Origin of the sequence: Qipengyuania aquimaris (assembly GCF_020171965.1) — a bacterium.
In the GTDB taxonomy this organism is placed as follows: domain Bacteria; phylum Pseudomonadota; class Alphaproteobacteria; order Sphingomonadales; family Sphingomonadaceae; genus Qipengyuania; species Qipengyuania aquimaris_A.
Genome location: NZ_JAIUZK010000001.1, coordinates 530,582 through 545,579, shown reverse-complemented (window position 1 = coordinate 545,579; position 14,998 = coordinate 530,582). Strand labels below are relative to the sequence as shown.

The 14,998-nt window shown below is 62.1% G+C and carries 10 protein-coding genes; 8 read left to right on the top strand and 2 right to left on the bottom strand.

What is annotated here, in order from left to right:
- Window positions 1-58: 58 nt before the first annotated feature.
- On the bottom strand, window positions 59-2,848 hold the full coding sequence (locus LCM24_RS02690) for a TonB-dependent receptor (RefSeq protein ID WP_224802640.1): 2,790 nt from the start codon (window positions 2,846-2,848) through the stop codon (window positions 59-61).
- A gap of 272 nt (window positions 2,849-3,120) precedes the next feature.
- On the opposite strand from LCM24_RS02690, the gene LCM24_RS02685 reads away from it, so the two are divergent.
- The 5 genes from LCM24_RS02685 (at window position 3,121) to cysN (ending at window position 10,148) form a co-directional block, all read left to right on the top strand.
- The gene (locus LCM24_RS02685; RefSeq protein ID WP_224802639.1) at window positions 3,121-4,152 is read left to right on the top strand and encodes a LacI family DNA-binding transcriptional regulator; all 1,032 of its coding nucleotides are present in this window, start codon (window positions 3,121-3,123) and stop codon (window positions 4,150-4,152) included.
- 100 nt (window positions 4,153-4,252) lie between these two features.
- Window positions 4,253-5,791 carry an MFS transporter gene (locus tag LCM24_RS02680; protein ID WP_224802638.1) on the top strand — a complete coding sequence of 513 codons (1,539 nt, stop codon included), beginning with the start codon at window positions 4,253-4,255 and terminating at the stop codon, window positions 5,789-5,791.
- Window positions 5,784-7,190 carry an alpha-amylase family glycosyl hydrolase gene (locus LCM24_RS02675; protein WP_224802637.1) on the top strand — a complete coding sequence of 469 codons (1,407 nt, stop codon included), beginning with the start codon at window positions 5,784-5,786 and terminating at the stop codon, window positions 7,188-7,190. The genes LCM24_RS02680 and LCM24_RS02675 overlap by 8 nt, the downstream gene beginning before the upstream one ends.
- A 142-nt stretch (window positions 7,191-7,332) precedes the next feature.
- Window positions 7,333-8,241: a sulfate adenylyltransferase subunit CysD gene (gene cysD / locus LCM24_RS02670; protein ID WP_224802636.1), complete on the top strand. Its 909-nt coding sequence runs from the start codon at window positions 7,333-7,335 to the stop codon at window positions 8,239-8,241.
- Window positions 8,241-10,148, top strand: coding sequence for a sulfate adenylyltransferase subunit CysN (gene cysN, locus LCM24_RS02665; RefSeq protein ID WP_224802635.1), 1,908 nt, complete (start codon window positions 8,241-8,243; stop codon window positions 10,146-10,148). Before cysD ends, cysN begins: the two co-directional genes overlap by 1 nt.
- 9 nt (window positions 10,149-10,157) lie before the next feature.
- On the opposite strand, the gene LCM24_RS02660 is transcribed toward cysN, so the two are convergent.
- Entirely contained in the window at window positions 10,158-11,426 is a 1,269-nt protein-coding gene (locus LCM24_RS02660; RefSeq protein WP_224802634.1) for an acetyl-CoA C-acetyltransferase, read from the bottom strand.
- Window positions 11,427-11,541: 115 nt separating this feature from the next.
- Here LCM24_RS02660 and LCM24_RS02655 point away from each other — a divergent pair, with 115 nt between their 5' ends.
- From LCM24_RS02655 to LCM24_RS02645, 3 genes are read left to right on the top strand one after another with little or no spacing between them, the layout of a single operon-like run.
- Window positions 11,542-12,303: a crotonase/enoyl-CoA hydratase family protein gene (locus LCM24_RS02655; protein ID WP_224802633.1), complete on the top strand. Its 762-nt coding sequence runs from the start codon at window positions 11,542-11,544 to the stop codon at window positions 12,301-12,303.
- A 43-nt stretch (window positions 12,304-12,346) separates the two neighbouring features.
- On the top strand, window positions 12,347-13,510 hold the full coding sequence (locus LCM24_RS02650) for an acyl-CoA dehydrogenase family protein (RefSeq protein ID WP_224802632.1): 1,164 nt from the start codon (window positions 12,347-12,349) through the stop codon (window positions 13,508-13,510).
- A gap of 57 nt (window positions 13,511-13,567) precedes the next feature.
- Entirely contained in the window at window positions 13,568-14,944 is a 1,377-nt protein-coding gene (locus tag LCM24_RS02645; RefSeq protein WP_224802631.1) for an O-antigen ligase family protein, read from the top strand.
- The last annotated feature ends 54 nt before the right edge of the window (window positions 14,945-14,998 follow it).

Below are 14,998 nucleotides of genomic sequence, written 5' to 3'. Positions count from 1 at the left end.
GCTGGGAGGCCGGACGGTGGAAGTGCTTGCGCATATCCGCCGCCCGACCGGAGGAGCCTTAGAACTTGTAGGTAAACCCGGCGAGGAAGCGACGACCGTATTCCTGGTAGTCGATCACCGCCCGCGGTTCCGGCACATCGAATTGCGACACGAAGGGCTCGTTCGTAAGGTTCTGGCCCTGGACGTAGATCGACAGGCCTTCGAGCGCGCTACCCGGCTGGAATTCGTAACCGATCTGGGCATCCACGATGGTTTCGGCACGAGCCAGGCGGCGCGTGATGTTGCCACCGAAGCCGGTGAAGTCCGCGAGGAATTCGGAGCGATAACGCACACTACCGCGAGCGCTAAACCCGTTGAGATCGTAGTAGAGCGTGCCGTTGGCCACCCACTTCGAATAGCCCGGGATCTGGTCCACATTGCCCTGGGCATTCTCGACTTCGGTCTTGGTGTAGCCGACGCCGCCGGTCGCACCGAAGCCCTGAAGGCCCGAAACGAAGGCATCGAACGGGACGGTCGCAGAAAGTTCAGCACCGTAGAAATTGCCGCCTCCGGTATTCACTTCAGAGCGCAGCAGGCCGATCGTCGTGGCGGGCGGGTTGCCTGCCGGAAGCGGGAAGGCGCTGTAATCGAAGACCTGGACGTCGCCGTCGATGTAGCTGACCAGATCCTTGTAGAATAGCTGGGCCGCAACCACGCCGGCACCGCCTGCGAAGTACTTTTCGATGTTAAAGTCGACCGCGTTCGCACGATACGGGCGCAGCACCGGGTTGCCGCCGCCGCCGTCGATGTACGGGTACTGGCCCGTCGGGCTCTGGCCGTTGTTGGTTTCGACGAGGCCGTAGCCGATCGCGACGCGAAGATCGTCGAGTTGCGGACGCTGGATCTGGCGGCTGGCCGCCAGGCGGAATACCCATCCGCTATCGAAACGCAGCGACAGGTTGGCGCTGGGCAGGATGTCCCAGTAATTGTCGCCGAGCGACAGATCGACGCGCTCCTGGCCGCCGTCACCGTCGAGATCGACGAAAGCGACGCCAGTCGAGTTCTGCTCGGTGTTTACGGCCTGGACGCCGAAATTACCGGTCAGCTCGCCCGCGCCGAGGTCCTGCTGGACGTCGAACTGGAGGTAGGCGGTCATCAGCTTTTCGGTGATGCCGTATGCCTTGGCCGGAATATCGTTGCTGGGGTTCTCTTCGAGTATCAGCGTTCCGTCCGCGATCAGGTCGCGTACATCGTAGCTGACGATCGGGCCGAGGCCCAGATAGCCGAGGTCGGTCGGCCGCAGCAGCGCGCTGCTCGGGATTGCGAGTTCGGTCGCGCCGCCCGACGGCATGACGAAGAATTCGTCCGGCGTCAGGCTCTTGCTGCGATCGGTGTAGGACAGGCCGAAGTTCGCCTTGGAGATGAAGCCCTCAAGTTCCTTCGCAACGCCGAGGCGGTACTGGAACAGTTGGTCTTCGATGATGCGGTTGTTGTAGTAACCGGCCTGGACGCGGCTGCCCCCCCAACCAAGCGGGTCGGTCAGCACGATCTGGTTGGGATCGCTGTAGTCGAGCGTCGGCTGGAAGCTGGTACCCTCGGTGTCCGAGAAGAACTGGATCGTGTCGGTGGCGCCGACACCCGCGTTGTAGCCGGTGCCCGAATAGCTCTCGATGCTCAGCTCGTTCCGGTCGGTGCGCGAATAGCCGAAGTCGAAGAAAGCGCTCCAGCCATCGTCACCTTCGTAATCGAGGTTGATGCCGCCCGAATAAAGGTCTGCCTTGCGCTGGAAGACGTCGTTACGGACGACGCCTTCGACATTTTCGAAGGTGCCCTGTTCGGCGAACCCGCCGAAGGGGCCGTCGACGACTGTCGCGGTGCTCGGGTCGAAAGTGGTGCCGAACGCACCGAAGCCGAGCGGCAGTTCTATACCGCGCTTCGACTGGTCATCGTCGAAGTTCGAATAGAATCCGTCGAGCGTGACCATCAGCGTCGGCGAAGCCTGCCATTGCAGCGTGCCGTTCACGCCGATGCGGGTCAGCTGGGTGGAAGTGACGAAGCTCTTGTTGCCGCCGATGACGAAGGGGCTGCCCGGTTCGCCGTTCCCGGCATAACCCCAGGCGTTGAATTCCTGCAGCTGGTAAGGCTCGTCCGTGTAGGCGGCCGACAGCGCGATACCGAGCGTGTCGTCGGCGAACTGGTCGACGTAGGTCGCATTGGCGCGATAGCCGAATTCCTTGGAGCCGGCGTTCAGAGCGCCCAGATCGGCATAGGAACCCTTGGCACCGATAGCGAAGATCTGCTCACCCGTTTCGAGCGGGCGGATGGTGCGCACGTCGATCGTCCCGACGAGGCCCTGGCCGACGAGGCTTGCCGACGGGCTCTTGTAGACGAGAACTTGGTTCACGACTTCGGAGGGATACTGGTCGAATTCGACGGCACGGTTGTCACCGGTCGACGTCTGCTCGCGGCCGTTGAGGAGCGTTTGCGAGAAGTCGGGGCCGAGGCCGCGAATGGCGATGACGTTGGCGCGGCCGTTGAGGCGCTGCGACGTCACACCGGGCAGGCGGGCGATCGATTCACCGATCGAATCGTCGGGCAGCTTGCCGATGTCTTCGGCAGTCACCGATTCGAGGATGAGGTCGCTGTTGCGCTTCTGGGCGACCGCAGTGGCAAGCGCTTCGCGAAAGCCGCTGACGATGATGACGTTCTCTTCGTCGGCTTCGTCGACCGGCTGGCCTTCTTCTTCCTGGACGGTGGTTGCCGGCTGCGTGTCCTGTGCAGCGGCGATCGACGGATACATGCCGCCGACCAGTGCCAGTGCCAGAACCGGAACGCTGCTGGTCCCGGCAAGATGCTTGCGAAATGCCATTTCTGTGCTCTCCCAGATGGCCGTCCTGTTATCTCTGCCAGGTCCGGCTCGAATACCCCACAGGCGGCGGAACACCGGCCTGTATGCGGCTATCGATAGGTCCGGGCGGGGGTCTGGCGGAAGACAGCATACGTATACGCATACTGCCGCCGGACCTTCGAGGTGCGGAAATGTCACAGCCGTATCAGGGCAGATTCTGGCGGAGATTGGCAGTTTTGCCGGATAGTCCTATGGTCGGGCCATGGGCAGGTTTTCCTGCCCGGAGGAGAGAGATGGGACGCAAGCCGACTGGTCGCCCGACCAGTTTCGACATCGCCTATGCCGCCGGCGTTTCGCAGCCGACCGTCAGCCGTGCGCTGCGCGGCGATCGCTCGGTGAGCGAGCAGACGCGCCAGAAGATCCAGCAGATCGCGCGCGATCTCAACTACACGGTCGACAAGAACGCGTCATCACTCCGCTCTCAGCGCTCCAACACGATCGCCTTGCTGTTCTTCGAGGACCCCACGCCCGACGAAAGCATGATAAATCCCTTCTTCCTCGCCATGCTCGGTTCGATCACGCGGGCCTGCGCGGACAGGGGGCTCGACCTGCTGATTTCCTTCCAGCGCATGGAGGACGACTGGCACGTCAAATACCAGGACAGCCACCGGGCGGACGGCCTGATCCTGCTCGGTTATGGCGATTACACGACCTACACGCCAAAACTGGAAAAGCTCGTGGCGCAAGGCACGCACTTCGCGCGCTGGGGGTCGGTCAGCCTTGATTCCAGCGGCGCTACGGTTGGCACCGACAATGTGGACGCAGGCCGCAAGGTCGGCGAGCATCTCGTCGGTATCGGCAAGCGCAATATCGCCTTTCTGGGAGAGGCGGATGAAACCTGTCCCGAATTCCTCGGTCGCTACACGGGCCTGTGCAAGGTGATGGAGGAGGCAGGACTTGCTGCGCCGCCGCGCTTCGATGCGATCACGACCGAAGAGGCGGGCTACGCAGCGGCCAAGGCGCTTCTGTCCGGCGGCCAGCCCTGCGATGCGATCTTCGCCGCAAGCGACCTTATCGCGATCGGGGCCATGCGCGCGATTGCGGAAGCCGGCAAGCGTGTGCCCCACGACATCGCCGTCGTGGGCTTCGACGATATTCCTGCAGCCAGCCTGACGACCCCTCCGCTGACGACCGTAATACAGGACGTCAAAGGCGCAGGCGAAACGCTGGTTGAGGCCCTCCTTGCCCAGATCGACGAGCGCGAAGTCAAACCGCGCAAGCTGCCGGGCGAGCTGGTGATCCGGGGCAGCACCACGCAAAACTGACGCGCTACGTATTCGTATACGTGTTTGCGAAAGGGCTTACTTCGTGCGAGCCATCGCATCGTGACCGGGCACCAAGCCCGGCCGGGGAGAGGATTGTACGATGGCGACTTCGGCCGCACCACTACCGACGCGCAAGCCGCAGATGGGCTGGGGACAGCTCGCCAATATCAGCTTCGGCTTCTTCGGCATCCAGATCGGGTTCGTTCTTCAGAACTCCAACATGAGCCGGATTTTCCAGACCGTCGGGGCATCGCTCGACGATCTACCCGCGCTGTGGGTCGCCGCGCCGCTCACCGGCCTGATCGTACAACCGATCATCGGCCACCTGTCGGACAAGACCTGGAACCGTTTCGGGCGTCGGCGGCCCTATTTCATGACCGGCGCGATCCTGGCTGCGCTGTCGTTGCTGCTCATGCCGCTCGCGCCTGCCTTCGGCGCGCCGCTGCTGTTTGCGGCGGCCTTGCTGTGGGTGCTCGACGCCAGCCTCAACATCTCGATGGAGCCCTTCCGCGCGTTTGTCGGCGACATGCTGGACAAGTCGCAACATGCCACGGGCTATGCGGTGCAGACGGCGTTTATCGGGGCGGGCGCGGTGGTCGCGGCCATCTTCCCATGGCTGCTCGAGCAATTCGGCGTCAGCAATGTCGCACCGGCGGGCGAGATCCCCGATACCGTCAGGTGGAGCTTCTGGGCCGGTGCCGCCGCCCTCTTCGCGGCGATCGGGTGGACCGTCGTTTCGACGAAGGAATACAGCCCTGAGGAAATGGCCGCATTCGAGGCCGAGCGCGAGGTCGAAGCAGGCCAGAGCGTGCGTGCCCTGGCTGCGAAAACCTACACCTCGGCAGCCCTTTGGCTGGTCGCTGGCGTAGCGGTCATTTTTGCGGTCTCGCCGCTCGGTCTGGAGAAGGAAATCCTCCTGCTGGGAGGCTTGCTCGTCGCGTATGGCCTGCTCAGCGCGATCGGTATCTCGATGGCCAAGCAGGGCAAGCACGCGAATATGCTGTCCAGCATCGTCGGCGATTTTTCCGGCATGCCGGACACGATGAAAAAGCTGGCCGTGGTCCAGTTTTTCAGCTGGTCGTCCCTTTTCATCATGTGGATCTATTCCGGACCGATCGTCTCGCAATATTTCTACGGTAGTGCCGATCCGACCACCGTGGCCTATAACGAGGGCGCGAACTGGTGGAACCTGATTTACACCGTGCAGAACGCCGTGGCGGCGGTTGCGGCGCTGGCCGTCCTGCCGCTGCTGTCCAAGCGTATCGGCAAAGCACGCACGCATATGACCTGTCTGCTTTTGGGCGCGCTCGGTTTCCTCGGCTATTTCTTCCTGCGCGATCCCAACCTGCTGATCGTTTGCGAAGTCCTGAAGGGGATCGCCTGGGCGTCGATCCTTGCCATGCCCTATGCCATCCTCGCCAACAGCCTGCCGCAGGCCAAGCTCGGCATCTACATGGGGCTGTTCAACATCTTCATCGTGGTGCCGCAATTGCTGGTGGCGACGGTCATGGGCAGCGTGATGAACGCTTTCTTCCCGGCCGATCCGATCTGGACGATGCTGTTCGCCGCTGCGAGTTGGACGGTGGCGGCACTCGCCATGCTTAGGGTGTCCGTGCCCGGGGAGAGCGCCGATGCGTAAGCTCATTCTCGGAGCAGCCGCAGCAGCTCTCGTCGCAGGCGGCGCCTATGCGATGTCGGGCACGCCCGAGGAGCCTGCCGGCGATACATGGGAGGCGCGAGAGACCGTCACGATCGAGCATCCCGAATGGTCGCGCGATGCGGTCCTGTACCAGATCAATACCCGCCATTTCACCGAGGAAGGCACCTTCGCCGCAGCGCAGGAGCAGTTGCCGCGCCTGAAGGAACTGGGCGTCGACATATTGTGGCTCATGCCGATTCACCCGATCGGGAAGGAGAACCGCAAGGGCACTCTGGGTAGCCCCTATTCGGTGCAGGACTATTACGCGGTGAACCCTGAATTCGGCAATGAAGAGGAATTCCGCGCCTTCGTCGATGCCGCACACGAACAGGGCTTCAAGGTGATCCTCGACCTCGTCGCCAATCACACGGCATGGGACAACGCGCTGCGCACTGAGCATCCCGACTGGTACGAGAAGACATGGGACGGCGATTTCCGCCCGACCCCGTGGTGGGACTGGTCCGACATCATCGATCTCGACTGGTCTCAGCCGGGCGTGCGCGAGCACGTGGGCGGGGCGATGGAATATTGGGTGCGCGAATTCGGCGTCGACGGATACCGCGCCGATGTGGCGGGATACGTCCCCCTCGATTTCTGGGAGACCGCCCGTGCCCGTCTCGAAGCGATCAAGCCCGTCTTCATGCTCGGCGAGGTCCAGCAGACTGCCTGGCACCACAAGGCCTTCGACGCGACCTATGCATGGGACTGGCACAACACCACCAAGAATGTGGCGCAGGGCAAGGGCAATGCGACCAGCTTCTATGGCTATTACGCCGAGAACGAGAGCCTGTGGCCGCGCTCCGCGATGCGCATGACTTACATAGAGAACCACGACAGCAATGCGTGGGAAGGCACGATGGAAGAGAATTACGGCGCCGCGCTCGAGGCGATGACCGCGTTGTCTTTCACCGGCGAAGGCTTGCCCCTGATCCATAACGGGATGGAAGCCTGCAATGCCAAGCGGCTCGAGTTTTTCGAGCGGGACCCGATCGACTGGCAGCAGGACCCGGCTTGTACGTACGGAGACCTGCTCGCTGACCTGATCGCCTTTCGCAAAGCCAATCCCGCTCTCGAAAACGGGCAATGGGGCGCGCGGATGCAACAGGTTGTGACCGACAAGCCGCAACAGTTGTTCGGTTGGGTGCGGCAAGAGGAAGGCAACAAGGTCGTCGGACTGTTCAACTTCTCCGGTTCGCCAGTGACGGCGACGCTTTCCGATGGGCTGGCTGCCGGGACCTACGATGAATTCCGCGGCGAGGAAGGGGTCGAGCTTGAAGCCGGCGCCGTCGTGGAATTGCCTGCGTGGGGATTTCGACTGCTGTCCTCGGGCGCGAATTAGGCGGTCCGGTCACTCTCGCCGTTTCCCGCTTGCAAACAATCCTATCCTGCACGCGACCAAATGGCGCTTGCGGGATCGCAGGGTTCTGGCCATCTCGGAGCCTCGCCGATAGAGAATTTGCAAAGTCCGGGCCCGACCGTCGATGACCCTTACCCACCTCCAGCGGCTCGAAGCCGAAAGCATCCACATCATGCGCGAAGTGGTGGCCGAGGCGGACAAACCCGTCATGCTTTATTCGATCGGCAAGGACAGCGCGGTGATGCTGCACCTGGCGAAAAAGGCTTTCTACCCGTCGCCGCCGCCCTTTCCGCTGCTTCACGTCGATACGACATGGAAGTTCAAGGACATGTACGAACTGCGCGAACGCAGCGCGCAGGATGCGGGCATGGAATTGCTCGTGCACCGCAATCCCGAGGCCGAGGAGATGGGTATCAACCCCTTCGACCACGGCCCGCTCCACACCGACATGTGGAAGACGCAGGGACTGAAGCAGGCGCTCGACAAATACGGTTTCGATGCGGCCTTCGGTGGGGCACGTCGCGACGAGGAAAAGAGCCGCGCGAAGGAGCGTATCTTCTCCTTCCGGACGGCCAGCCACGGCTGGGACCCCAAGAGCCAGCGCCCGGAGCTGTGGAACCTGTACAACGCCCGCAAGAAGAAGGGCGAGAGCATCCGCGTCTTCCCGCTCTCGAACTGGACCGAGCTCGACATCTGGCAGTACATCCATCTCGAAAACATCGAGATCGTGCCGCTCTATTATTCTGCCAAGCGTCCGACTTTCGAATACGAAGGTGGCCTGTTCATGGCCGACGATATCGAGCGGCTGGAACGCGTCATGGGCAAACGCCCCGAGATCACTGAACGTTCGATCCGTTTCCGCACGCTGGGCTGCTTCCCGTTGACCGGCGCGGTCGAGAGCGAAGCGGCGACACTGCCTGAAATCATCCAGGAGATGCTGCTGACGACCACGTCGGAGCGGCAGGGCCGGGTGATCGACAAGGATTCAGGTGACGCGTCGATGGAGAAGAAGAAGCAGGAGGGCTATTTCTGATGTCCTCCGATACTTACAAGACCGACGCCCTGATCGCCGAAGATATCGAGGCCTATCTCGACAAGCACCAGCATAAGACGATGCTGCGCTTCATCACCTGCGGCAGCGTGGACGATGGCAAGTCGACCCTGATCGGGCGCCTGCTCTACGATTCCAAGATGATCTTCGAGGACCAGCTTGCCGCGCTGGAAAGCGATAGCAAGCGTGTCGGCACGCAGGGTCAGGAAATCGATTTCGCGCTGCTGGTCGACGGTCTCGCCGCCGAGCGCGAGCAGGGCATCACCATCGATGTCGCCTATCGCTTTTTTGCGACCGAAAGCCGCAAGTTCATCGTCGCCGACTGCCCGGGCCACGAGCAGTACACGCGCAACATGGTGACCGGTGCATCGACCGCCGATCTCGCCTGCATTCTCATCGATGCGCGCAAGGGCGTGCTGGTCCAGACCAAGCGCCACAGCTTCCTGTGCCACCAGCTCGGCATCAAGAACCTCGTCCTCGCCGTGAACAAGATGGACCTGATCGATTACGATCAGGAAAAATACGACGCGATTATCGCCGAGTACGAAGAGTTCGCAAGGAGCATCGGCATCGAGAGCTTCACTGCGATTCCGATCTCGGGCCTTGCGGGCGACAATATCACCACGAGGTCGGACAATACCGCTTGGTACGATGGTCCCACGCTGATGGACCATCTTGAAGCGGTGGAGGTTCGTTCCGATGCGAACCTCGACAAGCCGTTCCGCATGCCGGTGCAGTGGGTCAATCGTCCGAACCTCGATTTTCGCGGGTTCTCCGGCCTGATATCGACGGGCAGCGTCAAACCGGGCGACCAGGTGCGTTCGCTCCCTTCGGGCAAAACCAGCACGGTCAAATCGGTCGTGACGATGGACGGCGAACTCGAACAGGGCGTTGCCGGCCAGTCTGTCACCATCACGCTCGAAGATGAAATCGACTGCTCGCGGGGCGATGTTCTGGCCGCTGCCGACAACCCGCCGGAAGTGGCCGACCAGTTCGAAAGCACCATCGTGTGGATGGACGAGGATCCGCTCGTCGTCGGGCGCGGCTACTGGATGAAGATCGGCACGCAGACGGTCAGCGTGACCGTTGCCGAGCCGAAATACGAGATCAACGTCAACACGATGCAGCACCTTGCTGCCAAGACACTCGAACTCAATGCAATCGGCGTGAGCGAGATCACCACCGACAAGCAGATCGTGTTCGAAGCCTATGCCGACAACCGCGCGCTCGGCGGCTTCATCCTTATCGACAAGATCACCAATCGCACCGTTGGCGCGGGCATGCTGCACTTCAGTCTGCGCCGCGCACAGAATGTGCACTGGCAGGCGACCGACATTACGCGTGACGATCACGCGGCGATGAAGAACCAGCGTCCCCGCGTGCTGTGGTTCACCGGCCTGTCCGGCTCGGGCAAATCGACCATCGCCAACGAGGTCGAGAAGAAGCTGGCGCTGATGAATCGCCACACCTTCCTGCTCGACGGCGACAATGTCCGCCACGGTCTCAACAAGGACCTCGGCTTTACCGAAAGCGACCGGATCGAAAACATCCGCCGCATCGGCGAAGTGGCCAAGCTGATGACCGATGCAGGGCTGATCGTGCTTACCGCTTTCATCAGCCCGTTCCGCGCCGACCGCCAGCTGGTCCGCGACATGATGGGCGAGGGCGAGTTCATCGAGATCCACGTCGACACTCCGCTCGAAGTGGCGGAGGCACGCGACGTGAAGGGCCTCTACAAGAAGGCGCGCGAGGGCAAGCTCAAGAACTTCACCGGCATCGACAGTCCCTACGAGGAACCGGAAGAGCCCGAAATCCGCGTCAACACGGTAGCGATGAGCCCCGAGGAAGCCGCGGATTACGTGATTTCGAAGATCCTGCCGCTGAAGTGATCGCCGTGATCAGTCGACGAAACCGTCGACCCGTTCGATCACGATGGCCGGCGCCATGCCGCCTGCCGCGCACATGGTGACGAGGCCATAACGCTTGTCCTGGCGCTCCAGCTCGTCGACCATCGTGCCGATCAGGATGGACCCGGTGGCGCCGATGGGGTGACCAAGCGCGATCGAGCCGCCATTCACGTTGACCTTGTCCCAGTCGAGGTCGAGGTCGCGCACGAACTTTGCCGCCACCACAGCGAAAGCCTCGTTGATCTCGTAAAGGTCGATGTCGTCCTTGGTCAGGCCTGCCTTCTCGAGGACCTTCTTCGCTGCCGGCACCGGGGCATTGAGCATCAGCGTCGGATCGTCGCCCATGTTGGCAGTCGCGACGATGCGGGCGCGCGGCTTCAGGCCGTGCTTCTGTGCATATTCCTTGCTGGTGACCAGGACGGCTGCCGCACCGTCGACCACGCCCGAGCTGTTGCCTGCGTGGTGGAAGTGCTTGATTTCAAGGTCGGGATATTTGGCATTCACGAGACCGGCGAAAGTCGTGCCGTTCTTGTCGAGCGGGACGTTGGCGATCTTAGCGAAGGCCGGTTCCAGTTCGGCAAGACCTTCCTTGGTCGTCTGGGGGCGGGGATATTCTTCCTTGTCGAGCACCACGTTGCCGTCATCGTCGAGCACCGGCACGACCGATTTGTCGAAGCGTCCTTCCTCGATCGCTACGGCGGCGCGCTGCTGGCTGCGATAGCCGACTTCGTCCAGCTCTTCGCGGGTGAAGCCTTCCATGGTCGCGATGGCATCGCCGCACACGCCCTGGTGGCTCTGCGGGTGCTTGCGCATCAGGCGCTCGTTATAGCTGCCCATCATCGGCGGGCGCATTCCGGCGGCCATCTTTTCCTTCGACATGGCGGCGGTCAGGCTCATCATCTCGGTGCCGCCTGCCACCACGCAATCTTCCATGCCGCTCATCACCTGGGCCGCGGCGAGGGCGACGCTGGTAATGCCGCCGCCGCAGAACCGGTCGAGCGTCGTGCCGGACGAGGTGATGTCATAGCCTGCATCGAGCGCAGCCATGCGGCCGAGATCGCCCGCCTGCATTCCGTCCTGTGTGCTGACCGACCAGATCACATCGTCCACGGTCGCGGTGTCGAGATCGTTGCGGTCCTTGATCGCCTTGAGACAGGTCGCGGCGAGGTGCTGCGGATGCATCGCCGCCAGCGCGCCCTTGCCCTGCTTGCCGATCCCGCGCGGGGTGCGGACGGCGTCGATGATATAGGCTTCTGACATGGCGTGTTCCTCTCTCGTCTTGTCGAATCTTGCGGCTTTTGCCGGTTGACGTTTGCGTAAACCTCCCGCAGCAAGGGCGCAAGAACAGTTTCTATTTGCAATGGAGAGAGCGAGCATGTCGGAAGAAGTCCTGACCGAAGTCGACAACGGTGTCCTGATCGTCACGATCAATCGCCCCGAAGCGAAGAATGCGATGACCAAGGCCGCGGCCGAAGGGATTGCCGCAGCGATGGATCGGCTCGATGCGGAAGACGACCTGCGCGTCGGGATCCTGACCGGAGCGGGCGGCACCTTCTGTTCGGGTATGGACCTCAAGGGATTCCTGCGCGGCGAATCGCCCAGCATTGAAGGGCGCGGGTTCGGCGGCGTGGTGCAGGCTCCCCCGAAGAAGCCGCTGATCGCCGCAGTCGAAGGCTATGCGCTGGCCGGCGGGCTCGAACTAATGATCGCCTGCGACCTTGTGGTTGCGCACAAGGATGCGAAATTCGGCATTCCCGAAGCGAAGCGCGGCCTCGTGGCGGCGGCAGGCGGCGTCATGATGCTGCCCGACCAGATCCCCGAACGGGTCGCCATGGAACTGGCGCTGACCGGTGACTTCATCGGCTCGGAACGGGCTTACGAGCTTGGCCTGATCAACCGCGTGACCGATGGCTCCGCTCTCGACGGGGCGAAGGAACTTGCTGCCAAGATCGCGGAAAACGGACCGCTGGCGGTTCGCGTGTCGAAGCAGATCATGAAGGAATCGCGCGGCTGGGCGATGGACGAACGCTATGACAAGCAGGCCCAGCTGATCGGCCCTGTGTTCGTGTCCGAAGATGCGCGCGAGGGCGCGGCCGCCTTTGCCGAAAAGCGCAAGCCGAACTGGAAGGGCAAATAAGCGCCCCATACCGACAAGAGGATAATCGAGAGGAACACCGCAAATGCCCGTCATCGACGTACCGCAGCCAGAATTCATGGAAGACGAGGAGATCTCGATCTTCGCCGACGCCGTCGGGAAGTTCTACCAGCAGCATGCCCCTGAGAAACGCATCCTTAAATGGCGCGAAGAAGGCCAGGTGGAACGTGAATTCTGGAACGAGGCGGGTGAGGCGGGCCTTCTCGGCGTGTCTGTGCCCGAAGAATATGGCGGCCACGGCGGCGATTTCCGGCACGAGATGGTGGTCATCGACCAACAGGCGAAGCACGGCGTCGAAGGCTTCGCTGCCAGCCTGCACAACACCGTGATCCTGCCTTACCTCGTGCGCCACGGCACCGAAGAGCAGAAGAAGAAGTACCTGCCCAAGCTCGTCACCGGCGAGCTGGTGAGCGCGATTGCGATGACGGAACCGGGCGTCGGCTCCGACCTGCAAAGCATCACCACCACGGCACTGAAGGACGGCAACGGCTACCGGATCAACGGCGCCAAGACCTATATCTCCAACGGTCAGACAGCCGACTTCATCATCGTTGTCGCCAAGACCGACCCGAATGAGCGCGCCAAGGGCATTTCGCTCATGCTGCTCGAGACGGAAGGCGCCGAAGGATTCCAGCGCGGCAAAAAGCTCGACAAGATCGGCATGGACGCGGCGGATACCTCGGAGCTGTTCTTCGACGACGTATTCGTCCCGGCTGAAAACGTGCTCGGCGGTGAAGAGGGCAAGGGCTTCTACCAGCTCATGGGCGAATTGCCGCAGGAGCGCCTGATCATCGCCATGGGCGCCATGACGGGGATCGAGAAAGCGCTCGAGACGACGATGGAATTCGTCAAGTCGCGCAAGGCTTTCGGCCAGACCATCTGGGATTTCCAGAACACCCAATTCGTCATGGCCGACCTGAAGGCGCGGGCGACCGCGGCGCGGGTCTTCGTAAACGACTGCATCGAAAAGCACCTCAAACGCGAACTTAGCGTCGATACGGCCTGCATGGCGAAGTACTGGGTCACCGAACTGCAGGGCGAAGTGGTCGACAAGTGCCTGCAGTTCCACGGCGGTGCCGGCTACATCAACGATTACCCGATCGCCCGGATGTATCGTGACAGTCGTATCACCCGCATTTTCGGCGGTTCGAACGAAGTCATGAAGATGGTGATTGCCCGCGCGATGTAGTTCCTTCCCCTCCCTGCTCAGGCTAGGGAAGTGCCCAGCCTGACGGGGAGCGGACGCTTGCGCAGAAGAAACGCCACACCAGTATCGCGGCATGGCCTGCTGGTGGCGGCGTTCGTGGCTATTGCGATGATCTTCGGCGGCGGTGGCTCTCCCAGTCCCAAGGCCGAAATCATCGTGCAGCTCGGCTTTGTCGCGGCGTTGCTAGCCTGGGTCTGGTGGGCTCCGCGCGGGAATAAGGATGTCCTCCAGCCGGTTCCGCACAGGCATGCCCTCCTTGGCAGTATGCTGCTGTTCGTCCCGATACTGCAATTGCTGCCCTTGCCACCGCTAATCTGGCAATCACTGCCCGGCCGCGAACTGCAGGTCGCGTCGCTTTCTTTGGTCGATGGCGCAAACAGTTGGCAGCCGCTGAGCATAAGTCCGGCGCGAACCCTTGCTGGTTTGCTGGCCCTTATGCCGGCCGTGGCCGTGATGTGGGCAACCGCGCAATTGCCGTCACGCGACCGCCGGTTCCTGATCCTGTCGATCGCATTGCTTTCCATAGCAGGGGCTGTCCTCGGCGCCCTTCAATTGGCCAGCGGAGGCGCTTCGTTCTATCTCTACGAGATGAGCCACCGCGGTTGGCTCACCGCATTTCATGCCAATCGTAATGCAGCGGTCGACGTGCTCCTCATCGGCTCTCTTGCGATGAGCGCATTCTTCGCGTCCAAACCAACACCGCCCGCCCTGTTGCGGCGCCGGATGCCAATTCTCCTGGCGGGTCAGGCCGTCCTGTTTCTTGCAGCCATTCTCACCGGTTCGCGAATGGGCGTCCTCCTGATCCTGCCGGTTCTCGCCCTCAACGCTATGATTCTGAAACCGCTCGGCGAGGGGAGAGCGCTCAAGCTGGCAGGCCGTGCAGCCTCCTTCGCTGTCATCCTCTTGCTGGCGCTTCCGCTTATCCTCGCCGGAAATCCGCGCTTGGCCGCCGTAGCCACGCGTTTCGATGCGGCCGGCGATGCGCGCATCATGTTATGGCGCGATACATTGCAGGCGATCGACGCGTTCTTCCCCGTCGGAAGCGGTGTCGGAACCTTCCCGGTTGCATTTGCACCGCATCAGAGTTTCGAAAGCCTCTCAGCCGCTTTCATCAACCGCGCCCATAACGACTTCCTCGAATTCTTCCTCGAGGCCGGACTGCTTGCTCCAGTTGTTCTGCTGGCCGGTGGCTACCTGCTTCTGCGTCAGGGCGTCGCCACCTGGTCGCAGGCAGCGTCGGAGCGTGCTCCACAGATCTTTGCGTGCGGCACCCTTGCTGTCATTGCGCTGCATTCGCTCGTCGATTATCCCCTTCGCAACATGGCGATAGCCTGCCTTGCGGGTGTGGCGGCAGGAATGCTCTCACCCACGCAGCCCATGGGTAAGGCGAACCGGGACGCGGACGGGGACAGATGACGGGTCGAATCCTCCCAGAACGGAACTCGAAGAAGGCGATTGGGGTGGTCTGCC

What these genes read in the sequence shown, in the direction of transcription:
- LCM24_RS02690 (WP_224802640.1), bottom strand. Translation starts at nt 2,848, where the DNA reads ATGGCATTTCGCAAGCATCTTGCCGGGACCAGCAGCGTTCCGGTTCTG.
- LCM24_RS02685 (WP_224802639.1), top strand. Translation starts at nt 3,121, where the DNA reads ATGGGACGCAAGCCGACTGGTCGCCCGACCAGTTTCGACATCGCCTAT.
- LCM24_RS02680 (WP_224802638.1), top strand. Translation starts at nt 4,253, where the DNA reads ATGGCGACTTCGGCCGCACCACTACCGACGCGCAAGCCGCAGATGGGC.
- LCM24_RS02675 (WP_224802637.1), top strand. Translation starts at nt 5,784, where the DNA reads ATGCGTAAGCTCATTCTCGGAGCAGCCGCAGCAGCTCTCGTCGCAGGC.
- cysD (WP_224802636.1), top strand. Translation starts at nt 7,333, where the DNA reads ATGACCCTTACCCACCTCCAGCGGCTCGAAGCCGAAAGCATCCACATC.
- cysN (WP_224802635.1), top strand. Translation starts at nt 8,241, where the DNA reads ATGTCCTCCGATACTTACAAGACCGACGCCCTGATCGCCGAAGATATC.
- LCM24_RS02660 (WP_224802634.1), bottom strand. Translation starts at nt 11,426, where the DNA reads ATGTCAGAAGCCTATATCATCGACGCCGTCCGCACCCCGCGCGGGATC.
- LCM24_RS02655 (WP_224802633.1), top strand. Translation starts at nt 11,542, where the DNA reads ATGTCGGAAGAAGTCCTGACCGAAGTCGACAACGGTGTCCTGATCGTC.
- LCM24_RS02650 (WP_224802632.1), top strand. Translation starts at nt 12,347, where the DNA reads ATGCCCGTCATCGACGTACCGCAGCCAGAATTCATGGAAGACGAGGAG.